This is a genomic window from Arthrobacter sp. D3-16, assembly GCF_054408515.1.
This window is the reverse complement of sequence record NZ_CP096437.1, coordinates 924,517-949,320: the sequence shown is the minus strand read 5'-3', so window position 1 is coordinate 949,320 and position 24,804 is coordinate 924,517. Positions and strand designations below refer to the sequence as shown.

The 24,804-nt window shown below is 66.3% G+C and carries 21 protein-coding genes; 15 read left to right on the top strand and 6 right to left on the bottom strand.

Features of this window, described 5'->3' with window-relative positions; all coding sequences use genetic code 11:
* Positions 1–224: 224 nt before the first annotated feature.
* The 4 genes from M1D32_RS04565 to M1D32_RS04550 all read left to right on the top strand — a co-directional run bounded on the left by M1D32_RS04565 (position 225) and on the right by M1D32_RS04550 (position 4,992).
* The gene (locus M1D32_RS04565) at positions 225–1,334 is read left to right on the top strand and encodes an LCP family protein (protein WP_458781154.1); all 1,110 of its coding nucleotides are present in this window, start codon (positions 225–227) and stop codon (positions 1,332–1,334) included.
* A gap of 80 nt (positions 1,335–1,414) precedes the next feature.
* Complete coding sequence (locus M1D32_RS04560; protein WP_458781153.1) at positions 1,415–3,091, top strand: alkaline phosphatase D family protein; 1,677 nt, start codon at positions 1,415–1,417, stop codon at positions 3,089–3,091.
* A gap of 148 nt (positions 3,092–3,239) precedes the next feature.
* On the top strand, positions 3,240–4,025 hold the full coding sequence (locus M1D32_RS04555) for a histidine phosphatase family protein (RefSeq protein ID WP_458781152.1): 786 nt from the start codon (positions 3,240–3,242) through the stop codon (positions 4,023–4,025).
* Positions 4,009–4,992, top strand: coding sequence for an ADP-dependent NAD(P)H-hydrate dehydratase (locus tag M1D32_RS04550; protein WP_458781151.1), 984 nt, complete (start codon positions 4,009–4,011; stop codon positions 4,990–4,992). Before M1D32_RS04555 ends, M1D32_RS04550 begins: the two co-directional genes overlap by 17 nt.
* A gap of 172 nt (positions 4,993–5,164) precedes the next feature.
* Here M1D32_RS04550 and M1D32_RS04545 read toward each other — a convergent pair whose 3' ends face one another.
* Positions 5,165–5,587 (bottom strand): Hsp20/alpha crystallin family protein, encoded by a 423-nt coding sequence (locus tag M1D32_RS04545; protein ID WP_458781150.1) that lies wholly within the window; start codon positions 5,585–5,587, stop codon positions 5,165–5,167.
* A 654-nt stretch (positions 5,588–6,241) separates the two neighbouring features.
* Here M1D32_RS04545 and M1D32_RS04540 point away from each other — a divergent pair.
* The 5 genes from M1D32_RS04540 (at position 6,242) to M1D32_RS04520 (ending at position 13,222) form a co-directional block, all read left to right on the top strand.
* Positions 6,242–8,476 carry a S9 family peptidase gene (locus M1D32_RS04540; protein ID WP_458781149.1) on the top strand — a complete coding sequence of 745 codons (2,235 nt, stop codon included), beginning with the start codon at positions 6,242–6,244 and terminating at the stop codon, positions 8,474–8,476.
* Between the two features lie 150 nt (positions 8,477–8,626).
* Complete coding sequence (locus M1D32_RS04535; protein ID WP_458781148.1) at positions 8,627–9,370, top strand: peptidoglycan-binding protein; 744 nt, start codon at positions 8,627–8,629, stop codon at positions 9,368–9,370.
* A 6-nt stretch (positions 9,371–9,376) separates the two neighbouring features.
* Positions 9,377–11,806 (top strand): zinc metalloprotease, encoded by a 2,430-nt coding sequence (locus tag M1D32_RS04530; RefSeq protein ID WP_458781147.1) that lies wholly within the window; start codon positions 9,377–9,379, stop codon positions 11,804–11,806.
* Positions 11,807–11,814: 8 nt separating this feature from the next.
* Positions 11,815–12,021, top strand: a complete 207-nt coding sequence (locus M1D32_RS04525) for a hypervirulence associated TUDOR domain-containing protein (protein WP_163168045.1) — start codon at positions 11,815–11,817, stop codon at positions 12,019–12,021.
* A 4-nt stretch (positions 12,022–12,025) separates the two neighbouring features.
* Positions 12,026–13,222 (top strand): NAD(P)/FAD-dependent oxidoreductase, encoded by a 1,197-nt coding sequence (locus M1D32_RS04520; RefSeq protein WP_458781146.1) that lies wholly within the window; start codon positions 12,026–12,028, stop codon positions 13,220–13,222.
* 81 nt (positions 13,223–13,303) lie between these two features.
* On the opposite strand, the gene M1D32_RS04515 is transcribed toward M1D32_RS04520, so the two are convergent.
* Together M1D32_RS04515 and M1D32_RS04510 are read right to left on the bottom strand one after the other, a co-directional pair.
* Positions 13,304–13,879 carry a GNAT family N-acetyltransferase gene (locus M1D32_RS04515; RefSeq protein ID WP_458781145.1) on the bottom strand — a complete coding sequence of 192 codons (576 nt, stop codon included), beginning with the start codon at positions 13,877–13,879 and terminating at the stop codon, positions 13,304–13,306.
* A gap of 10 nt (positions 13,880–13,889) precedes the next feature.
* The gene (locus M1D32_RS04510) at positions 13,890–15,056 is read right to left on the bottom strand and encodes an acetate kinase (protein WP_458781144.1); all 1,167 of its coding nucleotides are present in this window, start codon (positions 15,054–15,056) and stop codon (positions 13,890–13,892) included.
* Positions 15,057–15,196: 140 nt separating this feature from the next.
* Between M1D32_RS04510 and M1D32_RS04505 the strand changes: the two genes are divergently transcribed.
* Positions 15,197–15,502, top strand: coding sequence for a hypothetical protein (locus tag M1D32_RS04505; protein ID WP_458781143.1), 306 nt, complete (start codon positions 15,197–15,199; stop codon positions 15,500–15,502).
* A 24-nt stretch (positions 15,503–15,526) separates the two neighbouring features.
* Here the strand turns inward: M1D32_RS04505 and pta are convergent, their stop codons facing one another.
* Positions 15,527–17,605, bottom strand: a complete 2,079-nt coding sequence (pta, locus tag M1D32_RS04500) for a phosphate acetyltransferase (protein ID WP_458781142.1) — start codon at positions 17,603–17,605, stop codon at positions 15,527–15,529.
* Between the two features lie 199 nt (positions 17,606–17,804).
* Between pta and M1D32_RS04495 the strand changes: the two genes are divergently transcribed.
* From M1D32_RS04495 to M1D32_RS04475, 5 genes are all read left to right on the top strand, one after another.
* The gene (locus tag M1D32_RS04495) at positions 17,805–18,254 is read left to right on the top strand and encodes a hotdog fold thioesterase (protein ID WP_458781141.1); all 450 of its coding nucleotides are present in this window, start codon (positions 17,805–17,807) and stop codon (positions 18,252–18,254) included.
* 7 nt (positions 18,255–18,261) lie between these two features.
* Positions 18,262–19,632 carry an AMP-binding protein gene (locus M1D32_RS04490; RefSeq protein WP_458781140.1) on the top strand — a complete coding sequence of 457 codons (1,371 nt, stop codon included), beginning with the start codon at positions 18,262–18,264 and terminating at the stop codon, positions 19,630–19,632.
* Positions 19,633–19,682: 50 nt separating this feature from the next.
* A complete protein-coding gene (locus tag M1D32_RS04485; protein ID WP_458781139.1) occupies positions 19,683–20,306 on the top strand; it encodes a TetR/AcrR family transcriptional regulator in 624 nt (207 codons plus the stop codon).
* A 108-nt stretch (positions 20,307–20,414) separates the two neighbouring features.
* Complete coding sequence (locus tag M1D32_RS04480) at positions 20,415–21,545, top strand: S1C family serine protease (RefSeq protein WP_458781138.1); 1,131 nt, start codon at positions 20,415–20,417, stop codon at positions 21,543–21,545.
* Between the two features lie 25 nt (positions 21,546–21,570).
* Entirely contained in the window at positions 21,571–21,861 is a 291-nt protein-coding gene (locus M1D32_RS04475) for a hypothetical protein (protein ID WP_458781137.1), read from the top strand.
* Positions 21,862–21,984: 123 nt separating this feature from the next.
* Here M1D32_RS04475 and M1D32_RS04470 read toward each other — a convergent pair whose 3' ends face one another.
* Together M1D32_RS04470 and paaZ are read right to left on the bottom strand one after the other, a co-directional pair.
* A complete protein-coding gene (locus M1D32_RS04470) occupies positions 21,985–22,380 on the bottom strand; it encodes a VOC family protein (RefSeq protein ID WP_458781136.1) in 396 nt (131 codons plus the stop codon).
* Between the two features lie 199 nt (positions 22,381–22,579).
* Positions 22,580–24,691 carry a phenylacetic acid degradation bifunctional protein PaaZ gene (paaZ, locus tag M1D32_RS04465; protein WP_458781135.1) on the bottom strand — a complete coding sequence of 704 codons (2,112 nt, stop codon included), beginning with the start codon at positions 24,689–24,691 and terminating at the stop codon, positions 22,580–22,582.
* Positions 24,692–24,804 lie beyond the last annotated feature (113 nt).

The window sequence follows — 24,804 nt, the reverse complement described above, 5'->3', positions numbered from 1 at the left end:
GCACCATTTCGGCGATTTCGACGACGGCGCCCGGCTTCCCCGCATGGCCTGCCGCCGCCGTTCGGCTGCGCCACGGGCCTGACCTGCGCCACGCTCTGACCTGCGCCGTCGTGGTTGAAGACCTTTCGCGTGCCCTCGCAGATGACAGTTTGGATACGTATGTAGCCAGCGAGGGCACGGCGGGCGGACACTGAACCCACCATCCCACAATGAGGTGAGGCACAATGAGCACGCCAGGCGGTTCTGAACCATCCGGTACCACCCCCTCCGAACCCCACCCGCGTGGTCTTGGCCTGGTGGCCCGCAGGCGGCGGCGGTGGATTGCAGCACTGCTGGCACTCGTCCTTGTGGTGGTTGCCGCCGTCGCGGTCGTCAGCCTGAACCGCGCCGGCACCGAGGCGCAGCCTGCGGCCATAGAGAGCGAAACCCCCTCACCCACGCCCTCGGAAACGCCTTCGGAAACCACTCCTCCTGCCCCGCCTCCCCCGCCGCCGCCTCCACCCATTCCGGAGCATCCCGCCGTACCCATAAATGTGCTGGTCATCGGCAGCGATATGCGCGGCATCGCCAAAGACGCCGCAGCACACACGGCGGCCACCGGGCAGCCCCAGGACCAGCGTGGCGATACCCTCATGCTGGTGCACGTGCCCGCCGACCGCCGGACGCTCTACATCATCTCCATCAACCGTGACACGTGGGTGGACATCCCCGGATTTGGTGGTGGGAAGATCAATTCCGGCCTGCAGTACGGCGGCATCGACATGCAGGCCGCCGCCGTCCAATCGCTGTTGGGCATCACTATCGACCACACCCTGATGCTGGACTTCGGCGGGCTCAAGATCCTCATCGACGCCCTTGGAGGAATTGACGTCAACGTCCCGGTCCCCTTCCAGTCCACACACGATACCGGGCACGTTTTCGGTCCCGGCATCAACCGCCTGGATGGGCAGGCCGCGCTGGAATTCTCCCGCGAGCGGTACGCCTTCGTGGACGGCGACTTCCAGCGTGTCCGCAACCAGCAGATCCTGCTCCGCGCCATCCTGGCCCGCCTCACTGCCGGTGGAGCGCTTAACGACGTGACCGCGGTTCGGGCACTCGTTGATCTGGCCTCCTGCTGCCTTACCGTGAACAAGGGCTTCGACCCGGTGCGAGCGGCCATCCTTGCGTACAGCCTTCGCACCGTTGATGTGAACGCCATCGGCACCATGACCCTGCCAACAGCGGGGGCGGGGTTCGTTGCCGGGCAGTCTGTGCTGTTCCCTGATTACGGGGCGGTCAATGCCGTGGGGGCTGCGCTGCGGGAGGGCCGGATCGGAGAGTTTGCCGTGCCGTAGCGCCGCTGTTCAACCCTGGCTCACCGGGAGTTCACCCGAGGGAAACTGTCCGTGCGCCGGCCGCCTGCAGGCTGGACGGCATGACTGACATTTCTCGCCGCACCATCGTCAAGGGATCCGTGCTCGCCGCTGCACTGGCCGCCACACCCGCAGCTGCGCAGGCCGCCGCCCCGCGCCGCTCACCCGCCGGCATTGCGCTGGTCCGGAACCGACTCACCCTCCCCAGCGGTATCGCCACCGGCGACGTCACTTCCGACTCCGCCGTGCTGTGGTCCCGCGCTTCGGGTGCCGGCCCGATGACTGCCGTCCTGCGGGCGGTTGACGACGGCGGCGGAATCCTGCGCGGGCGCGGCTCCTTCGAACGCACTCTTCGCGGTCCGCGCGCCACCCAGGCTTCCGACTTCACCGCCAAGATCCACGCCGGGAACCTGCCGTCCAACACCCGGTTTGCCCTGGAGATCAGCTTCGAGGACGACGGCGGCGCTGCCGGCGAGACCGTTCGCGGCACCTTCCGCACGGCCCCCGATGCCGGAACGTTCAACGGCAAGGGCCGCATCGGCGACACAAGCGCCGGAGGTGACGCGCCGGCGTCGTCCGCCCAAAGCTTTGTGTGGACCGGAGACACCGCAGGGCAGGGCTGGGGCATCAACGAGGAGATCGGCGGGATGCGCGGCTACCGGGCGATGCACCAGACGCGGCCGGACTTCTTCATCCACTCCGGCGACACCGTGTACGCCGACGGTCCGCTCACCGAAACCGTAGTGGAACGGGACGGCCAGGTATGGCGGAACCTGGTCACCGAGGAGGTGTCCAAGGTGGCCGAAACCCTCACCGAGTTCCGCGGCCGGCACCGGTACAACTCGATGGACGCCAACATGCGGGCCATGTTCGCGGACGTCCCGGTGATCGCCAACTGGGATGACCACGAGACCACGAACAACTGGTACCCCGGCGAGATCCTCGATGACCCCCGCTACACCGTGCGCGACGTTAACACCCTCGCAGCGCGCGGCCGGCAGGCGTGGCAGGAGAACATGCCCATCGCGGACTCGTCAGCATTGTGGCGGCCAGGAACGTTTGACGACGCCGGCCAGTACCAGCCCGCGCGCATCTACCGGAAGATCAGCCGCGGCGCGCAGCTGGACATCTTCTGCCTGGACATGCGCACCTTCAAGTCGCCCAACACCGACGGCAAGGAGCCCTACGCAACGCCCATCCTCGGCCAGGAACAGGTGGACTGGCTCATCCGCGAGGTGTCCAGGTCCAAGGCGACATGGAAGGTGATTGCTGCGGACCTCCCGCTGGGCATCATCGTTCCCGACGGCGCCGTCAACCAGGAGAGCCTGGCCAACAGCGACGCCGGCGCACCCCTGGGGCGCGAGCTTGAGATCGCCGGGGTGCTGAGCGCTGTCAAGCACAACCGGGTTAAGAACGTGGTGTGGCTGACGGCCGACGTGCATTATTGCGCTGCCCACCACTACTCCCCCGAGCGCGCGGCCTTCACCGATTTCGACCCGTTCTGGGAGTTCGTGGCCGGACCCATCGCGGCAGGATCCTTCGGCCCCAATGCGATGGACGGCACGTTCGGCCCCGAGGTGGTCTTCGCCAAGGCCGGGCGCTTCCCGGGCGAATCACCGCGTGACGGCGAGAACCAGTTCTTCGGGCACGTGCAGCTGGATGACGACTCCTTCGCGGTGAGCCTGCGCAATGCCAACGGCGCCACCGTGTTTTCGAAGGTGCTGACGCCGGAGCGGTAACACCTGCCAACGGTGCCAAGCAGGGCAGGTGGCTTGCCTCTCCTGGCAGCGGGCCGCCGTCGTCCGTTTGCTTTCCCTCGTTTACTGACACTGCGCCGTGGGTACGCCGCTGGTAATGTTCCTGCATTCGGCACGGCACACGGACGGGGTGATTCTTGTGAAAGAGGACGGACTGACTGAGGCTGTCCAGGAAGCCGGGGCGGTGGAACTGATCCTGATCCGCCACGGTGAGAGTGAAGGCAACGTGGCTGCTACCGATGCGCGGCTGGCGGGGGCAGAAGTCATTGAGGTGCCTGCGCGGGACGCTGACGTGAACCTTTCGGGTACCGGGCAGGAGCAGGCCAAGGCCCTGGGCACGGCGCTGGCACGGGTCGCCGAGGACCTGCGGCCGGATGCCGTGGTTTCCTCCCCCTACGCCCGCGCGCGCCAGACCGCCGAGATCGCCATCGAGACGGCGGGCTGGCCGGTGCAAGTACGGACCGATGAACGGCTGCGGGACCGCGAACTCGGCATCCTGGACCGGCTGACCCGCCGGGGCGTAGAAAATCGCTTCCCGGAAGAGGCAGAGCGCCGGGAGTGGCTGGGCAAGATGTACTACCGGCCACCGGGCGGTGAATCCTGGGCTGACGTGGCGCTGCGGCTCCGGTCCGTCCTGGATGAACTGAACAACCTCGGCACCGGGCACCGCGTGATGCTGGTCTGCCACGACGCCGTGATCCTCCTCTTCAGGTATGTGCTGGAGGGGATGACGGAGCGGGAGATCCTGGATCTGGCGGCGAGTACGTCGGTGCTGAATGCCTCCCTGACACGCTACGTCCGCCCGTCCGGCGAGGGGCCCTGGACTTTGGAGAGTTTCAACGTGGCGGACCATCTCAGCGAGCAGGGTGTGACAGTCACCGAACACGCAGGAGACGCCAGTGTCCACCCAAAGTGATTCCGTTGCCGCTGCTGCACCGACCCTGGTGACGCCGTCACTCCTGCGTGACTGGCCGCTGCCCGCGCCGGGTGAAGACAAGTATTCCCGTGGCTCCCTGCTGGTGATCGGCGGTGCGCGCGCCACGCCCGGTGCCGCGCTGCTGGCCGGTACTGCTGCGCTGCGCGCCGGCGCCGGGAAGCTCACCCTCGCGGTGGCGGAATCCGTCGCCATACAGCTCGGTGTGGCACTTCCCGAGTGCGGTGCGATGGGGTTGCCCGAAAGCGCAGAGGGGTCCGTGACCGGTCAGGGACTGGACCGGATTTCTACATACCTCGACCGTGCCGATGCCATCCTGGTGGGCCCCGGACTGGACGATCCGGACCTTGCCGAGGATTTGCTGCGGGCGCTGTTGGACCGGGAAGCGGACGGCTCCAGTGATGCGGACTCCGGTGACTCAAGCTCCGGCGACTCAAGCTCCGGTGCGGGAAGCACGGGAGGTGGTCCCGCCGTCGTACTTGATGCCTATGCTTTGGGCGGCCTTGTGAAGCTGGCGGACCGGCTGGACCCGTGGAAGGGGCGTTTGATCCTCACGCCTAATCCGAAGGAGGCAGCGATCCTGCTGGGCCGGGAGGTGGAGGACCTGAGGGCGGATGTGGCTGAGATCGCCGATAAGTTCGAGGCGGTGGTGAGCTGCCAGGGCTTCATCGCGCGGCCCTCCGGCGGGGACGCACCCGAGGAGCCGGAACTCTGGAAGATGACCACTGGCTACGGCGGACTGGGGACCTCGGGCAGCGGGGACATCCTGGCAGGGGCGATCGCTGGCCTGCGGGCCCGGGGAACCACCAGCGCGCAGGCAGCATGCTGGGGAACGCACCTCCACGCCGCAGCGGCCGACAGGCTCGCCAGCAGGATGGGCCCCCTGGGGTTCCTTGCCCGCGAACTGGCCGACGAACTGCCCGCGCTGATGCTGGAGCTGAACACCTAAAGCCTGTGGCCGGCGCACATGGGATGGCCCCCGGACAGAGCCCGGGGGCCACCGTATCGGTAAGTTCAGGCGTACTGCCGATACGCTATTCAGCGCGGTGGCGTGCTCAGAATGACAAACGCCCTAAGAGGCAGTCAACAATCAATGCCCGACTTCCGATTCTGTGCTGAAACTAGGCGGCGATTTCCTGCTGTGCCCCCTTCGTTTCGATCTCGATCTTGCGCGGCTTGGCCTTTTCGGCGACAGGAATCCGCAGCGTCAGGACACCGGCGTCGTACGTAGCCTTCACGTTGTCAGTATCCAGGGTGTCCCCGAGGATCAGCTGGCGGCTGAACACGCCGCGCGGCCGCTCGGAGGCAATCAACTCGGTGTCCTTGCCCGCAGGTTCCGGACACTCCGCCCGCACCGTCAGGACATTCCGTTCCACATCCAGATCCACTGAATCCGCTGAGACGCCGGGCAGATCAAAGGCGACAACAAATTCCTGGTCCTCCCGCCACGCATCCATTGGCATCGCTGCCGGACGCGCTGCCGTGCCGAGGACCTGCTGGGCCAGCCTGTCCAGCTCGCGGAACGGATCGGTTCGCATCAACATGGCTTCCCTCCTCGAAAGAGACGGTCCAACACTGTTTTTTGATCTCAGCCAATCTGTATTGGCTGATATAGATTTTTTACCACCGAGCAAGGAGATCTGCAAGCACTTTCCGGGAGGAATTTTTCCCGTTTTCCCATCCTCTCAGGACACAGCGAAGGGGCCCTCGCGGTGCGCGAAGGCCCCTTCTGCGTGTGCCGTTTTACCCTAACTGCGGGTGGGGTCGGGACGGAGCGGTGCAGGACCTGGATCAGGGACGGGCAGCGGCCCTGGAGGAGCCGGCGTCGGGAATGGATTCGGGCCGGGATGGCCGGGCTGGGCGGGATCAGGCTGGTCCGGACCCGGTTCCGGCGGGAACGGCTCGGGCTCGTGCACTGGCGGGATGGTCATAAACTTCCCCTCTCACGCTGGGCGGATGTGCCTTAGCGTGAACAGGATACGCCTGCCGCCTAAAGCCCACTAGGGCGCCGGCCTCCCTCTGGGCAGTCCCTGGTTGGTTTCCACAGCGGGTTCAAGGGGACTGAAACTGAGAGACAACGCCCCGGAAATGGTGCGGGACGTGATGGGGGTTGGCCGAAATGGTGCGGGAGGTAACCGCGTTATCGTCCGGTAGCGAACGGCCGTTTCATTGTCGGCCGGGGTCTATATATTGAACTCATGACCCAGACTCCGCTGCAGGATTCCGCCCGCTCAGCCACCACGCCTACTCCCCCGGCGGCCAAGAAGATCCCCTCCGAGCGCATTCACCACGGAGACACCTTCGTGGACCACTACGAGTGGCTGCGGAACAAGGAATCCGACGAGGTTGTGGAGCACCTGAAAGCGGAGAACGCCTACCAGGAAGCGGTCACCGCGCATCAGGAGCCGTTGCGCGAGGCGATCTTCCAGGAGATCAAGGGCCGCACGCAGGAGACGGACCTGTCCGTTCCCCACCGCAAGGACGGCTGGTGGTACTTCAGCCGCTCGGTGGAAGGCAAGGAGTACGGCATCCAGTGCCGGGTACGGGCGCAGAACAGCGGAGACCCCGTTGCGGACTGGACCCCGCCCGCCGTCGAGCCCGGCGTCGGGATTCCGGGCGAGGAAGTCCTGCTCGACGGCAACATCGAAGCCGAGGGGAAGCCGTTCTTTTCGGTTGGCGGCACGGCCGTGACCGTGGACGGCAACCTCTACGCATACGCAGTGGACAACGCCGGCGACGAACGGTTCACCCTGCGCATTAAGGACCTCCGGACCGGCGAACTGCTGCCGGACGTCATCGAGAACATCTTCTACGGCGTCGCTTTCTCCCCCGACGGCACCCGCATCTTCTACACAGTGGTGGACGACTCCTGGCGCCCCTACCAGGTCAAGGCCCACACCCTCGGAACGCCTGTCAGTGAGGACGTGGTGATCTACCAGGAAGACGACGTCGCTATGTGGCTGGGCTTCGAGCTTTCCTCCGACCGTCGCTACCTGGTGCTGGGGATCGGCTGCTCCGAGTACAGCGAGACGCGTTTGCTCCGGTTCGATGACCCCGCCCAGGAGCTCACCACCGTGATCTCCCGGGACGAGCGCGTGCTCTATGAGGCCGAGCCGTTCCTGCTGCCTGGTCCGGACGGCCTGATGACCGAACGCATCCTGCTCACGCACAACCGCAGTGCCATCAATTCCATGGTTTCCCTGGCTGACCCGGCCGAGCTTCGCAAGCCGCTCGCCGAGCAGCGCTGGGACACCGTCGTCGAGCATTCCGACGACGTCCGCGTCAATGGTGCCGGCGTCACCTCCACGCACCTCGTCGTTTCAATCCGCAAGGACACCATCGAGCGCGTCCAGGTCATCGGGCTGCAAGGCCTCGGGACTGAGGCCCAGGAGGTACCTGTGGAGCCCGCGTTCGATGAGGAGCTGTACACCGCGGGGGTTGGCGGTTCGGATTACGAGGCTCCGGTGATCCGGCTTGGCTACACGTCCTACTTCACGCCGTCGCGGGTTTACGACTTTGTGCTGCCCACCCCGGAGCAGCCCGCCGGCGAACTGCTCCTCCGCAAGGAAAGCCCGGTCCTGGGCGGCTACGACGGCAACGACTACGTGGCCACGCGTGAATGGGCCGAGGCCAGGGACGGCACACGCATCCCGCTTTCCGTGCTGCGCCACAAGAACGTGAAGCAGGATTCGACGGCGGCCGGCATGGTGTACGGGTACGGCTCCTACGAGCTGAGCATGGACCCCGGCTTCGGCATCGCACGGCTGTCCCTGCTGGACCGCGGGGTGGTGTTCGTGATCGCCCACATCCGCGGCGGCGGCGAGCTCGGCCGGCACTGGTACGAGAACGGCAAGAAACTCGCAAAGAAGAATACCTTCACCGACTTTGTGGACGCCACGGACTGGCTGGCGCAGTCCGGCTGGGTGGACCCGTCCCGGATCGCGGCCCTCGGCGGCTCGGCCGGCGGACTGCTGATGGGTGCCGTGGCCAACATAGCTCCCGAAAAGTACGCCGCGATCGTGGCCCAGGTTCCGTTCGTGGATGCCCTCACCACCATCCTGGATCCGGAGCTGCCGCTGTCAGCCCTTGAATGGGAGGAATGGGGCAACCCGATTACGGACCCCGAAGTGTACGCCTACATGAAGTCGTACTCCCCCTATGAGAACGTTAGCCCGGCTCCGTATCCCAAGATCGCCGCGGTGACGTCCTTCAACGACACCCGGGTGCTGTACGTGGAGCCGGCAAAGTGGGTGCAGGAGCTGCGGAACAGGACCACCGGGTCCGAGCCGGTGGTGATGAAGATCGAGATGGACGGCGGCCACGGCGGCGCGTCCGGCCGCTACGTCCAGTGGCGCGAAAGGGCCTGGGACTACGCCTTCATCGCCGACTCCCTGGGCGCCACGGAGCTGCTGCCGGGAGCCGGCCTGAAGTAGGCAGCCTGACCAGCGGTGACTCCTCCGCCATGAAACCGCTGGTGTACTAAAAAAAGCTAATCATGCTTACTATTGGCTGGTGCCGGGCTGCCCGCTGGGGGCAGACCAACCCGTGCCGGACCCGGAGGTTGCATCAGCATGGAACATGAAATGCGTCCCCTGTCTGACGACGAACTGATGTCGGAGCAGGCCACAGCTTTGCCTGACAAGGAAGTTGCGTCCGTACTTGACCTGAACGCGGACCTGGACCTGGGTATTCATGCCGCGGCACCCATCGACCTGGCCGTGGCTGCCAACGCGAACGTGGCTGCGCCAATCGACGCGGCGGCCTCGGCCAACATCCTTTCCTTCGGTTCCGAGGCCCAGGCCCTGGCGGACCAGGGCGTCATGATTGAACAGGGCATCGTGGCGGACGCGAACGCGGAGTCCACCCAGGACAGCACCATCAACCAGGGCGATGACACTGTGGACGACGGCGGCACCACGGCGGGTTCCGGAACCACCGGGCCGGGCACCACGGCAGGAACGGCCGACGCCGGGAGCCTCCTCCCCGACGGTACCCTCCCGGATGGCACCCTTCCGGACGGCACCCTTCCGGACGGCACCCTTCCCGACGTCGGTGCGCTGCCTGTTGACCCGGCGGCCGCACTGGACGGGGACCTGCTCAACGTCAATGTGGACCTGGCCGCCGACGCGGACATCGCCGCCCCGATCAACGGTGCCGTGGCAGCGAATGCCAACGTGGCTGCCCCCATCGATGCCGCGGTGGCCGCGAACATCGGGTCCATCGACAGCCAGGCCTACGCCGTGGCCGAGCAGGACGCCATCATTTCCCAGCACATCGAGGGCGAGGCCAACGCCACCGCCGACCAGCAGTCCAACCTCGAACAGTAAGCACCGATGACCCACGCCACCGGCGGGCCGCGCGCTCAGGCCGGCCCGCCGTCGTCCTCTGCCTCCATTTCGGAACACCCGCTGCAGGTCCCCGTGCGGGCCGACGGCGTACAGCTGTTGGGGCTGTCCGAGGGGTCCGGTTACCGGGAAGCGCCCTCGCTGGTCCGCCGCGCCGACGGCCAGGCGCTGCAGCTCACCCGGCTGCTCTACCTGGTGCTGGAAGCAGTGGATGGACAGCGGAGCGTGGACGAGATCGCGCAGCATGCCACGGCAGGTTCCGGACGGCTGATCAGCGCGGACAACGTGCGCACGCTGATGGACTCCCAGCTGCTGCCGATGGGACTGCTCCGCCTGGCGGACGGGTCCGAGCCCGAGGTGAAGAAAGCAGATCCGCTGCTCGGCATGCGGTTCCGCTACACCGTGACGGATCCAGATCGCACGCAAAAAATCACGGCTCCCTTCGCGGTGCTGTTCAACCCGCTGATCGTCGTGGCCGTAACAGCTGCGTTCCTGGCCGCCTGTTGGTGGGTGCTTATGGTGAAGGGCTTGGGTTCCGCCACGCATGAAGCGTTCGAAAAGCCTGTCCTGCTGCTGCTGATTTTTGCCATCACCATCCTCTCGGCCGGCTTCCATGAGTTCGGGCATGCTGCCGCTGCGCGCAAAGGTGGCGCAACGCCCGGTGCCATGGGTGCGGGACTGTACCTCGTGTGGCCCGCCTTCTTCACCGACGTGACCGACTCGTACCGGCTGGGAAGGGGCGGCCGCCTCCGCACTGACCTGGGCGGCCTGTACTTCAACGCGATTGTGGCCGTTGCCATTATGGGGTTGTGGTGGGCCACCGGCTTCGACGCCCTGTTGCTGGTGGTGGTCACGCAAATCCTGCAGATGGTCCGGCAGTTGCTCCCCCTTGTGCGGTTCGACGGGTACCACATCCTGGCAGACACCACTGGAGTGCCCGACCTGTTCCAGCGCATCAAGCCGACCCTCATGGGGCTGCTGCCCTGGCATTGGGGGAAGCCGGAAAACAAGGTGCTCAAGCCGTGGGCCCGCGCCGTGGTGACGGTATGGGTGCTGGTCACCGTGCCACTGCTGCTGTTCAGCCTGGCCATGATGGTGCTCGCCCTGCCGCGGCTGCTGGCCACCGCCTGGGACAGCGCAGGCAAGCAGCAGGGCATGCTCGCCGCCAACCTCTCCGAGGGGGACCTGGCCGGTGCTGCCGTGCGCGTGCTGGCGATCGCCGCCGTCGCGCTGCCCATGCTCGGGATGCTGTACATCCTGGTCCGGCTGCTGCGGCAGCTGGTCACCGGCATGTGGAAGAAGACCCGTGGCAAGTCCCTGCAGCGGACGGCTGCCATGGCCGCCGTGGCGGCACTGCTCGCCGGGCTCGGCTGGGCATGGTGGCCCGACGGCGGGACGTACCGCCCGGTGCAGCCGTACGAACGGGGCACGCTGGCAGATGCAACGGCGTCGGTCTTCCCTGCTGCGGACACAGTCCTCCGCGAAGGCCGCACGGGAAGGACCGTGGCGCTGTGGCCGGAAGGTGCCGCGAAACCAACCCGGGAGAACCCGCAGCTGAGCATGGTGCTGGTGCCGATGGAGGCTTCGCCCGGTTCAAGCCCGGCTTCATCCCCTTCCGGTGCTCCCGCCGCGGCCGCCCCGCCGTCGTGGGTGTTCCCGTTCGACCGGCCGACGGCGCCTGAGCAGGACGGCAACCAGGCCCTGGCCGTGAACACCACCGACGGTTCCGTCACCTACAGTGTGGCCTTCGCGCTGGTGTGGGCCGAAGACGGGGAAGCTGTTGACAGCAGGAACGAGGCCTACGCCTTTGCCAGCTGCACAGGCTGCGCAGCGGTGGCGGTGGCGTTCCAGGTGGTCCTCATCGTGGGGCAGGCGGACGTGATTGTCCCTGAGAACCTCTCGGCCGCGGCCAACTACAACTGCCTTGAGTGCCTGACTTACGCGTTGGCCAGCCAGCTTGTCCTCACGCTGGACGGTCCGCTCAGCGAAGCCGGCATGGCGCAACTGACGGGCTTGTGGGCAGAAATAGCCGAGTACGGGCGCAGCATCCAGAATGTGCCGCTCTCGGAAATCCAGGGCCGGCTCGCCGCTTTCAAGGAAAAGATCACGGCCATCGTCCAAGCCGATCCAAGTGCCAGCCGGAACTCCGGCTCCGCGGCCACCGGAACGCCTGCCCCCACCGGGCAGAACGCCCCCACCAGCGCTCCCACAGCTCCCGCCATGCAGGCGCCGGGCGGAGGGGCATCGGCTCCGGCTCCGGCCCAGGCCCCGACTCAAGCTCCGGCCGCACCGGTGACGCAGCCCGCCACCGGTGACGCGCCGCCGTCGTACGCTCCCGTTGAGACACCGGGCCCAACGGCGGATACTGGGGGCACGGCCCCCGCCGTGGAGCCCTTACCCACCGCAAATCCCAGCTAGGAGAACAGATGTCATTGAGCAAGGGAACGTCCGTGGAATGGAACACCCCGCAGGGCAAAACGCACGGCAAGATTGTGGAGAAGAAAACCAGTGACTTCGAGTTGGACGGCAATAAGCACCGGGCCAGCGAGGACGAGCCACAGTACGTGGTGGAATCAGCGAAGACCGGCGCCCGGGCCGCCCACAAGGCCTCTGCCCTGACTGAAAAGAAGTAGCGCCATGGCCGCGCAGCACGAAGTTGTGATCATTGGCGGCGGTAATGCCGGCATCTCCCTGGCCGCACGGCTGGAGCGCTACGGCGTCAAGGATGTGGCCGTCATAGAACCCCGCGACCACCACTACTTCCAGCCGTTGTTCTCCCACATCGCCGGCGGCAGGGCCGCTGCCAAGGAAGCCGTCCGGCCGCAGGAACCCCTCATGCCGAAGGGTGTCACCTGGATCCGCGATTCCGCCACAGGCGTGGACACCGACGCGAATACGGTCACCCTTGAGTCCGGAACCACGGTGGCGTACGGCCAGCTGGTGGTGTGCCCGGGCCTGCAGTATGACTGGGACGCGGTGCCCGGCCTGGCCGCGGCTGTGCATTCCCCGAACGGGGCTTCCCACTACGAGTTCGAGCTGGCGCCCAAGGCCTGGACACTGCTGAGCGGCTTGAAGTCCGGCACCGCCGTATTCACCATGCCCGCCGGCCCCGTCAAATGCGGCGGCGCTGCCCAAAAGCCGATGTACCTCGCTTGCGACTACTGGCGGGAGCAGGGCGTGCTGGATCGGATCCGGGTGGTGATGGTCCAGCCGTACCCCACGGTCTTCGGGGTGCCGGAGGTGGACCGGGAACTGGACCGCAAGATCGCCGAGTACGGCATCGAGCTGCGGACCAACAGCGAACTGGTGTCCGTGGATGCCGCGGCCCAGAAAGCCACCGTCCGCAACATCGAGTCCGGCGTCGAGGAAAACCTGCACTACGACGTCCTCAACGCCGTCCCGCCCCAATCGGCGCCCGACTGGCTCAAGGCAACAAACCTGCCAGCGCCCGCTGACCCAGGCGGTTTCGTCGAGGTGGACCGCCAGACGCTCCGGCATATCCGGTTCCACAACGTCTGGTCCCTCGGCGACGCGGCCGGGACCACCAACTCCAAGTCCGGTGGCGCACTGCGCAAGCAGACCAGGGTACTGGCCAAGAACCTGGTGGCCGCCCGCAAGGGGAAACCGCTGCCGGCCAAGTACAACGGCTACTCCGTGTGCCCGTTCACGGTGTCGCGCAACACCGTGGTGTTTGCCGAGTTCGACGACCGGTACCGGCCCATGCCCACCATCCCCCGTGTCCCCACGTGGAATGAGAGCAAGCTGTCCTGGGTGGTGGACCGGGACATCTTCCCGCAGGTGTACTGGAAGCTGATCCTCAAGGGCCGCGCCTGAGGGGTGAGAGAGCGTTGCGGAAAAACCCGCGGGAAGTGAGAGAGGGTCTGGGAAAAACCCGCAGGAAGTGAGAGAGGGTCGCTAGGGGTTCCGGCGCTTTAGGGCCTGGTCGATGCGCCACTCGTCGGCCAAGACTGCGTAAATCAACTCGGTGGCCCACTGGCCTTTGTAGTGCCACTTGTCCACGTGCCGTGCTTCCTGCCGCATGCCCAGCCGGCAGCAGATTTCGGCCGACGCAGTGTTGAGTTCATCCAGGCGCGCCTCGATCCGGTGGAGGCCCAGCTCCTCGAAGCCAAGCCGGAGCACCGCCGCCGCGGCCTCGGTGGCATAGCCCTTGCCCCTGGCACCCGGCGCCAGGGCCCAGCCCACCTCGCCCTGCCCGCGGCCCGGCAGCCATTTCAGCACCACCTCGCCCTGCAGGCCGGCGTGGTCCGCCGGCTCAATGGCAAGCGCCACCCAGTCGCCCTCCTTCTCGAAAACGAAGTTGGCGTACCGGCCTACCCGCTCCATCGACTGCGTGTAGCTCTTGGCCGGTCCGGGCAGGAACCGGGCCGTCTCCGCCAGCGAATGGTACGCGTGGAAGGCATCCAGGTCGCGGCCCTCGAAGCGGCGCAGGACCAGCCGCTCGGTGCGGATCGGCAGGGGGATCTCAGGCATGGGAAGGAGGCTACCGGGCAGATCCGGCTCCTACGACGGCGGCCGTCGCCTCCGCGATGGCGCGTTCCTCATCGGTGGGAACCACCAGGACAGGGATGGCGGACTGCGGGGTGGAAATGACGCGGGGTTCCTTGGACCGCTCGGCGTTCGGGCCGGCGTCGAGCTCGATGCCCAGAGCGCCCAGCTTCTCCGCCACCAAAGAACGGAACTGGTGTGAGTTCTCGCCGATGCCAGCCGTGAACACCAGTGCCTTGGCTCCGCCCACGGCCACGTGGTAGCCCCCGATGTACTTGGCCAGCCGGTACGAGGTGACGCCGAGCGCGGTGGCCGCCTTGGCGTCGCCAGCCTCGGATGCCTCGACCACCGAGCGCATGTCGTTGTTGCCCGCCAGGCCCTTCAGCCCGGATTCGCGGTTGAGCATCGTGTCGATGTCTTCAGGGGTCCAGCCGGCCCGGCCGAGGAACACCAGGATGGAGGGGTCCAGGTCGCCCGAACGGGTCCCCATCACCAGGCCCTCCAGCGGGGTGAAGCCCATGGACGTGTCCACGGAATGGCCTCCCCGGATGGCCGTGACGGAGGCGCCGTTGCCCAAGTGGGCGATGACGCCGTCGAACTCTTCAACCCGAAGGTTTAGCAGCGCGGCGGCGCGGCGGGTGACGTACTCATGGGATGTGCCGTGGAACCCGTAGCGGCGGATGCCGTGGTTGGTGTAGAGCTCGTCCGGGACGGCGTAGCGCCATGCGTGCTCGGGAAGAGTGCGGTGGAAGGCGGTGTCAAAAACGGCCACCTGCGGCATGTCCGGCCACTTTTTGGTGATCGCACGGATGCCCAGGACGTTGGCCGGGTTATGCAGGGGTGCCAGCGGGTTGAGCCGCTCGATCGCGCGGGTGATCTCATTGTCGATCAGCACCGGCTCGGCGAACCGCTCGCCGCCGTGCACCACGCGGTGCCCCACGGCGCCCAGCTCCAGGTCACCCAGTTCCTGGTGGATGGCCGTGTCCACCTGCTCCAGCGCCTCTGCGTGGTCCCGCGGGCCCTCGATCTCGCCGTCACCGTCGCCGCCGTTGCCCATGCCGATCTTTTCGATTAGCCCCTCGGTCAATACGCTTCCTGCGGCGACGTCGCGCACCTGGTACTTGAGCGAGGACGAGCCGGAATTGATGACAAGCACGAGCATGCGGGGCCTCCTGAGCCTGGCTTCTGCAGTTCAAACCACACTATAGGTTGCCCTGCTGCCACGCAGTTTCCTTGCGGATGGGAGCGGGCTGTGCCTAGAGTCGGCGGACAGGCTGGACCACGCCCCGAGAGGACAATTCCATGACCAACGAGCCCGCATCGATCGACGAGAACGACCCCACCAACACGGGTTCCAGCAGCACGGCGCCCCTCAACCCGCGGGCGGACTCCGACGCCGGCCCAGGCTCCGGTACCAAGGATCCCACTGGCGTTGAGGGTGCCAACCCGGCCCTGGACGACACCGGCAACGTCAAGGCCGCCGAAACGGGCGAAGCCCCGCAGGCCCCCGAAAACACCGAGGACCTGGACCTGACGCCGCAGGGACTGTCCGACGAGCCGGCCAAGCAGGAGGACGATCAAAGCCTGGCCAAGCCGGACAACAGCTAATCGCTGCAGCCTGTGCCGTGGTGGCTACGAGGCGGGTGCCTGCGCCTGGATGGCCGTAATGGCGACGGTATTCACGATGTCTTCAACCGTGCAGCCGCGGGACAGGTCATTGACCGGCTTCCGCAGCCCCTGCAGGACAGGCCCGACGGCGACAGCACCGGAACTCTGCTGCACCGCCTTGTAGGTGTTGTTGCCCGTGTTGAGGTCCGGGAAGATGAACACGGTGGCCTGCCCGGCCACTGAAGATCCCGGCATTTTGGACTCGGCAATCGAAGCATCCACGGCCGCGTCGTATTGGATGGGGCCTTCGACGGCGAGGTCCGGCCGGCGCCGGCGGACCAGTTCGGTGGCCTGCCGCACCTGGTCCACCGATGAGCCGGAGCCCGAACCGCCAGTGGAGTAGGACAGCATGGCTACCCGGGGCTCCACGCCAAACTGGGCTGCGGTCCCCGCCGAGGCCACGGCAATATCGGCCAGTTGTTCCACGTTGGGGTCGGGGTTGACGGCGCAGTCCCCGTAGACCAGCACCCGGTCCGGCATCAGCATCAGGAACACAGACGAAACGATTTTCACGCCTTCGCGGGTCTTCACGAATTCCAGCGCCGGCCGGATGGTGTGTGCGGTGGTGTGGGCAGCCCCGGACACCATTCCGTCCACTACGCCCAGTTGGACCATCATGGTGCCGAAGTAGCTGCCGTCCTGCATGATTTCCAGGGCCTTGGGCAGGTCCACACCCTTGTGTGCGCGCAGCTCCGAGTACTGCTCGGCGAACTTCTGCCGCAGGTCGGAAGTGGCGGGATCCACGATGTTGATCCCGGACAGGTCGATACCGCGGGCGGCTGCCAGTTCGCGGACGTCCGATTCCGGTCCGAGCACGGTCAGGTCGCAGACGTCGCGCCGGTGCAGGATTTCCGCCGCGCGCAGGATCCGTACGTCTGTCCCTTCGGGGAGGACCACGTGGCGGCGCTGGGCCCGGGCCCGTTCGATGAGGTCGTGCAGGAAGCGCAGCGGGGTCATCCGTTCGGGCCGCGGCAGGTGCAGCCGCTCCACCAGCTCCGCCTCATCCACGCTGCGGGACCAGAGTCCCAGGGCCGAGGCTACCTTGCGGCGGTGCCCGGACCAGATTTCGCTCCGGACTTCCGAGACGCGGCGGGCTGTGGTGTAGGTGTCCTCCTGCGCGGCGAACACCGGGAACGGCGCCTGGGCCAGGAGTGGGTAGATGTTCGCATCCGGTGCCAGCCCGCCCGTGAGGATGAGCGCTGAAGCCACCGGAAACTCGGGCGAGAAGGACGACGCGAGGCATGCCACCATCACGTCCGCGCGGTCCCCGGGCACGATCACCAGGGCGCCCTCGTCCAGCACGTTCAGGAAGTTGCCCACGTTCATGGCCGCCACCTTGATGTCCCGGACGTCCCTCTCCATGTCCGCCCGGCCGGCAATCTGCCGTACTCCCAGGGCGGCAGCCACCTCACCCGTCGTGGGCCGGGCGATTTCCTCCAGCTCCGGCAGGACGTACACCGGCCGCTTGGAGGCGCCAGGCTTCACGGCGGCGGCGATGGCTTCGACGTCGTCAGGATCGGCGCGGTTCACCATGATCGCCAGCAGCGCGCATTTCTCCGCGGCGAGTTCCTTGCGGGCAACCTCGACGGCGGCCGCCGCCTCCGCGACGGTCCGTCCCTTGGCACCGACAACGGCAACCACGGGCGCGGCCAGGTTGTTGGCGAGGCGGGCGTTGAGGTCGAATTCGACGGCGGCGTCCTGGCCGGTAAGGTCCGTGCCCTCTACGATCACCACGTCGCAGTGGCGGGATATGTCGGCGAAGATTTCCACGCAGCGGGAGTCGATCTCCTCGCGCTTGCCTTCGGCGAGCAGGAACCGGACCTCCTCGTGGGTGAGGCCGCCGCGGCACCGCTCATCCTCCAGCGCGAACCTCGACTTCATAAGTGCCACCATCGGATCGTCCGCCGCGTCCGGGCCGTGCACCACGGGTTTGAAGAAGCCGATCCTGTCGGCATGCCGGTGCAGGGTGTCCGCCAGGCCCAGGGCCACGAGGGATTTGCCCGAACCGGGGGTGGTTGCGCTGACGTAGATGCTTTTGGCCATGGTCCGCCCTTTTGCTGGTGTTGGTGCCGGTCCTCCCATCCTCGCACTTCCCCCTCCACGGATGGCACTTCAAGGTAATCCTGGGAGCCCGGCACTGCCGTCACACCACACCCCGCAGGAAGGCATTCCCCTTGACACCGGACCCCCTCATGGGATTACCTAATGAACATTCGGTAAATAAAGCTGGAGGCAATGACGCATGGCTGAAACAACAGTTTCCGGGGCGATCCACCCCATCCTGGAAAACGACTACGCCTCCATTTGGATGGGAATCGAGGTCCTCGCCGTCAGCGAAGGGCACGCCACCATCCGGATGACCCTTCGCCAGGAGATGCTCAACGGCTTCGGCATGGCGCATGGCGGAATGATCTTCGCCTTCGCGGACTCCGCCTTCGCCATGGCCTGCAACCCGGTCCACCCGGCACCCGGCGAGGAAAACAACATCACTGTGGCCGCCGGCGTCGACATCAACTTCCTCAAGCCGGCCTACCGTGGCCAGGTGATCACCGCCGTCGCCGACCGCCGCTCCAGCGCCGGGCGCAGCGGCCTGTACGACATCCAGATTTTCGCTGCCGACGCCGGCGCGCCGGCCCCGGGCGAACTCATCGCCGAGTTCCGCGGACGCAGCCGGACCATCCCCAAGAAGTAGGACAACCATGACCCTCCACGCCCCCGAAACCCCCGCCCCCGCAGCAGCAACGTCCGCCGCAGCGCCTGACGCCGTGCTGGACCGCGAGGAGACTATCTCCCGCGACGAGCTCGAGGCCCTGCAGCTCACCCGGCTCCAGCACACGGTGGCCTACGCCTACGAGCGCGTGCCCCTGTACAAGCGCAAGTTCGACGACGCCGGCATCCACCCCCGCGACCTGCGCGAACTCAGCGACCTCGGCAATTTCCCGTTCACCACCAAGGAAGACCTGCGCGCGGAATACCCGTTCGGGATGTTCGCGGTCCCGCAGAGCGAAGTAGCCCGCGTGCACGCCAGCTCGGGCACCACAGGCCGGCCCACCGTCGTCGGCTACACGAAGCAGGACCTGGCAGACTGGGCCAAACTCGTGGCCCGCTGCTTCCGCGCCTCCGGCATCCGCCCCGGCATGAAGGTCCACAACGCCTACGGCTACGGCCTGTTCACCGGCGGCCTGGGCGCCCATGCGGGAGCAGAAGCCCTCGGCTGCACCGTCATCCCCATGTCCGGCGGGCAGACCGAACGCCAGATCCAGCTGATCCAGGACTTCAAACCCGACGCCATCCTGGCCACCCCCACCTACCTGCTGACCATCGCCGACGCCATGGCGCACATGGGCATCGACCCGGCTTCCACCTCCTTGAAGTTCGCGGTACTGGGCGCCGAGCCGTGGACCCAGGAGATGCGGCATGAACTCGAAGTCACCATGAACATCAAGGCCTGCGACATCTACGGACTCTCCGAAGTGATGGGCCCGGGGGTCGCCGGCGAGGCAGTGGAGACGCAGGACGGAAGCCACATCTGGGAGGACCACTTCCGCCCCGAAATCATCGACGCCTTCAACCCCGTCGTGGGCAAGGAGAACGTCATGTGCGACGGCGAACACGGCGAACTCGTCTTCACGTCGCTCACCAAGGAAGCGCTGCCCATCATCCGCTACCGCACCAAGGACCTCACCCGGCTCCTCCCCGGCACGGCCCGGCCTGCGCACCGCCGGATGGGGCGCATCACCGGCCGCAGCGACGACATGATCATCCTCCGCGGCGTGAACCTCTTCCCGTCCCAGATCGAGGAAATCGCACTGCGCATCCCCGAGCTCAGCCCGCACTTCCAGCTCGAGCTCACCCGCCCCGAGGGCCAGCGGATGGACCAGCTCACCGTCCGGATCGAGCGCCGCGACGCCGTCACCCCTGAGCAGAGCACGACGGCGGCGCGCAACCTGCAGGAGCAGATCAAGATCCACGTGGGTTCTTCCTGCGCGGTGGACGTGGTGGAGCCGGGCTCGCTCGAGCGATCCAACGGCAAGCTGCGGCGCATCTACGACCTGCGGCCGAAGGGCTAGGAGCATGGGCACGCGCAGACTGACCGACCGTTCATGAGAAACTAGGCACCATGCCCAGCACCACTGAAACAGCCAGTACCGCCGCCGGCGCCAAGCGCGGCCGGCCCGGTTACGACCAGCAGTCGGTGTTGCGCATCGCCGTGGACGTTTTCAACCGGCACGGTTACGACGCCACCTCCATGGGCATCCTGGCGGACAACCTGGGCATCTCGAAGTCGGCGATCTACCACCACGTGCCATCCAAGGGCGACCTCCTCAAGCTCGCTTTGGACCACGCACTCGGGGGCCTTGAGGCCATTCTCGAGGAACCGGAGGCAACGTCCGGCGCAGCCGATGCCCGCCTTGAGTTTGTGCTCCGGCAGACGGTGGCGGTCCTGGTGGAGCGCCTGCCGTTCGTCACGTTGCTCCTGCGCCTGCGCGGCAACACCGAGATCGAACGCGACGCCCTGGAACGGCGCCGCACCTTCGACCACAAGGTGGCCGCACTGATCTCCAACGCCCGGGACGAGGGCTCCCTTCGCCAGGACATTGATCCCCGGACCGTCACCCGGCTCCTCTTCGGCATGATCAACTCGATCGTGGAATGGTACAAGCCCGGCGGGTCCCTTTCACCTGAAAAGCTTGCCGACGACGTCATCACCATGGCGTTCGACGGACTCCACTCCCAGCCCTAGGCCCACCTCTCCCAACACCTCGCCGAACAAGATACTAAGTGTGCTTGGTATTTCTGCGGCTGCCCGGTTACGGTGGTAGGACCAGCCAGCATCCGCAGGAGGTCGTCCATGAGCACCGCTATCAGCCGGGGATTCCGCCGGCCTTCCCGCCTGCGTGGGGCAGCCGGAGGTGCTGTCCTGGCTGTGTCCCTGGCCCTCACGGCTTGCACCGGTTCGCCCGCTCCCCCGGCCCCCAGCGAACCGTCCGCCGCCACCACTGCCGGCACCAACAGCTCGCCTAACGCCACCGCTTCACCTGGCGCCACCGCTTCACTGAATGTTAATGCGCCCGCTCCGGATGCAGCCGGCGGCCTTCCCCAGCTCGTGGAGAACCTGGCCCCCTCCGTGGTGACCATCTTCACTGACGGCGGGCTGGGCAGCGGCGTGGTCTATTCCGAGGACGGCCTCATCCTCACCAACGAGCATGTGGTTCGAGGCAACACCCAAGTTGAGGTCGGTTTCGCGGACGGGCAGCGGGTGGAGGGGACCGTGCGGGCCACGGATCCTGTCACAGACCTGGCACTGGTCCAGGCGAACCGCACCGGCCTGCCGAAGCCCGCCTACCAGAACAGCCTTCCCCGTGTGGGAGAAGATGCCCTGGTCCTGGGTTCCCCACTGGGCTTTGAAAATACCGCTACCGCAGGCATCATCTCCGGCCTCCACCGTTCAATTCCGGGTTCCGCCTCCAACAGCCTCTCCTTGGTAGACCTGATCCAGACCGACGCGCCCATCAGCCCCGGCAACTCCGGCGGCGCTGTCATCAACATGCGAGGTGAAATCATCGGCATCAGCGAGGCGTACATCCCGCCATCTGCCGGCGCCGTCTCCCTCGGCTTTGCGATCCCCGCCGCCACCGCCGTTCAGGTGGCGGAGGAACTGCTCGCCGACGGCACAGCCGAACACGCCTATCTCGGCCTTACCCCGGGCGAACTGACACCGCAGATCGCGGACCAGCTGGGCATCGACGCAACCACCGGCGTCGTCGTTTTGTCCGTGGACGAGGACGGCCCGGCGGGGCGGGCCGGAATCCGCCCGGGCGATGTCCTGGAATCCATGGAAGGAGTGGAGCTGAACGCGCCCGAGAAGCTCCTTGCTGAGCTCCGGAACCGCAACCCCGGCGATACCGTAGGCTTCAAAGTCCGGCGGGATAACCAGTCGCTGGACATCAAAGCGGACCTTATCGACCGGCCAACACAGTAGTACAACCCGAGAGGAAGGTTAGACAATGAGCCCCAAGGAAGAACCGGACGCCGGCTTCATCATTCCGGACCCGTCCAAAGTCCGCGAGGACATTCCGCAAGATGCCGCAGACGAAGCCAACGCGATCCGCTTCAGCGAAGAGCAGGCACTGATCGAGGAACAGGCCAAGGGCATCCGCCCGGACACCTACAGCGTCCCCTCAGGCGGCCCCACCATGGACGAGGCCCGCGGCAACCTGGATCTGTCGGACGCCACCGGTGCGGCGCCGTCGGACGACAGCAGCGACGACGGCCTGAACAGCGGTGCCGAATCCTGACAGTTCCGGCGTAAGCGACTCCGGCGTAAGCGATTCTGGAGTAAGCGACTCTGGCGTAGACGACGGTAGGGGCGCCCCGGTTAATCGGGGCGCCCCTACCGCTTTCAGGGGGTTTCGAGTTTCCTAGAGTTCGTACTCGGCCTGGACGCCCAGCGTTTCGTGGACGCAGAGGATGTTGTGCTCCGTGTCCATGAACCAGGCGCACTTCTCCGAGTTAGTGGTGCAGATGTGGTTCTCGGTCTTGAGGTTCGGCAGGTCGTAGTCCTGGAACTGCACTCCCCTCGCCTCCATGTCCCGGACGGTCCGCTCGATGTCCGTCACCTCAAAGCTCAATGCGGTGTGCTCGGAGTGCTTTCCGTCCGAGACGGGCATCAGCTGCAGCATCGGGCCACCGCTGGTGCCGAGTAGTTCGCTTCCATCGTCTGTCATGCCGCGGTGCGGGAGCCCGAGTTTTTCTGTGTAGAACCTGCGGGCGCGCATCGGATCATCGACTGGCAGCACGGTGGTGGCTGTGTTCATTCTTAGGGTCATATTGCCACCTCCTACGGGCAGAATCTTACGCCCGGGAGGCCTGAAAAGCGCCGCCCGTTTCCCCGGCTACAAACGCTCTCCCACTTAATGCGCCCCAACCCGAAACGCTCTCTCACTTTCTTGAGAAGAGTGAAAGAGCGTCAGGGAAAAACGCGCATTAAGTGAGAGAGCGTCCGGGGGGGTGGGGTTACTTTTCGACGAGGGTGAGGACGTCGTAGGTGGCCACAATCTCGTCGTTCTGATTGGTGAGGACTGCGTCCCAGGCAACCTCGCCGTACTCGTCCGTTTCGCGCGGTGTGATCTTTTTGGCGGTCAGCGTGACGCGGATGGAATCACCAGCGGCCACCGGCGTGATGAAGCGCAGGTTCTCCAGCCCGTAGTTGGCCAGCACCGGGCCCGGCGCCGGCTCAACAAAGAGTCCTGCGCCCCAGGCCAGCAGGAGGTAGCCGTGGGCCACAATGCCCGGGAAGAACGGATTGGCTTCCGCGGCTTCCTGGTTGGTGTGTGCGTAGAACGTGTCCCCGGTGGAGTTGGCGAAGGCAGAGATGTCCTCAAGGGTGACCTCTCGGAGCTCTGACCGGACAGCATCACCGATCCGCAGCGTCTCCAAGGACTTCCGGAACGGGTGCGTCCCTTCAGTTTCAACCGTGAAGTTGCGGTCGGCCCCGGCGTGCCAGACGCCGGTGACGGCGGTGAGCATGTTGGGCGAGCCCTGGATGGCCGTGCGCTGCATGTGGTGCATCACCGAGCGGATCCCGCCCAGTTCCTCACTGCCGCCGGCTCGGCCCGGGCCGCCATGGACCAGGTGCGGAACGGGTGAGCCGTGGCCTGTGGAGCTGCGGGCGTCCTCGCGGTTAAGCATGAGGACACGGCCGTGGTGGGCAGCAATTCCCATCACCAGTTCGCGCGCCACGGCCGGATCGTTGGTGCACACCGAGGCCACCAGGGAGCCACTGCCGCGGGCGGCGAGGCGAATGGCATCGGGAATGTCTTTGTACCCGATCACAGAAGAAACGGGGCCGAAGGCTTCCAGCGAGTGGACTTCCTCCGCCTCGGGGTCCTGCCAGTTCAGCAGGACGGGAGCCATGAAGGCGCCGCCGTCCGCCACGCCCGTGGATCCGTCGGCGGAGGTGACCGACGGCGATTCGAGCGTTCCGTATGCAAGCTCACCGCCGGCGTCGAGCATGGACTGGACGGCCGCGCGGACGCCCTCGAGCTGCTCTACCGAGGCCAGCGCGCCCATGGTGACGCCGTCTGCCCGCGGGTCGCCGAGGACGATCCGTTCGGAGATCCGCTTGCCCACAGCCGCGGACACCGCGGAAACCAGCTCGTTCGGGACGATGGCGCGGCGGATTGCCGTGCACTTCTGCCCGGCTTTGGCGGTCATCTCAGTAACGACCGATTTCACGAAGGCGTCGAATTCCGGTGTGCCCTCTACAGCGTCGGGGCCCAGGATCGCGGCGTTCAGGGAGTCGGTTTCGGAGGTGAACCGGACCCCGCCCTGGACCACGTTGGGATGGGACTTCAGGGACAGCGCGGTGGAGGCAGAACCGGTGAAGGCCACGAGGTCGCGGTAGTCCAGCACATCAAGCAGCCCGCGGACGGAACCGGAGATCAGCTGCAGCGAGCCTTTGGGCAGAATGTTGGACTCAACGATGGCCTTGACCACTGCCGCCGCTACGTAGCCGGTGGGAGTGGCCGGCTTAACGATGGTGGGAACGCCCGCAATGAAGGCCGGGGCGAACTTCTCCAGCATGCCCCACACAGGGAAGTTGAACGCGTTGATCTGCACGGCCACGCCCGGGATGCGGGTGTAGATGTGCTCGCCGGCGAAGGAGCCGTCCTTGGACAGCACCTCCATGGGCCCGTCCACCACCACCTGTGAGTTGGGCAGTTCGCGCCGGCCCTTGGAACCGAACGTGAAGAGGACGCCGATGCCGCCGTCGATGTCGATCATGGAGTCGACCTTGGTGGCGCCGGTCTGGGCGGAGAAGGAGTAGAAGTGTTCGCGGCGCGCGTGGAGGTACTGAGCCAGCTCCTTGAGCTTAAGCGCGCGCTGGTGGAAGGTCAGCTGGCCGAGTTCCGCCTGCCCGGTGGTGCGGCCGTAGTCGACGACAGTGGAAAGGTCCAGCCCCTCGGTGCTCACCTTGGCCAGGATCTCGCCGGTGCTCGCATCACGTACGGGGACAGCGGAAGCCGTGGAACCCTCCTCGGGCGTCCACCACGCGTCCATGATGAAGCTGGGCACTGTCTCCACGGTGTCTACCGTGGCCTGGGGAGCTGTGGCGGTGGTGGTCATCGTTGACGGGTCCTTCCAACAAGGGGCATACAAAGGCGGCCAGTGATTACTGACCGTCCGTTCGGTAATATATTCACCATACATGAAAGGCCGTGGTGCAGACTAGAAGGCCC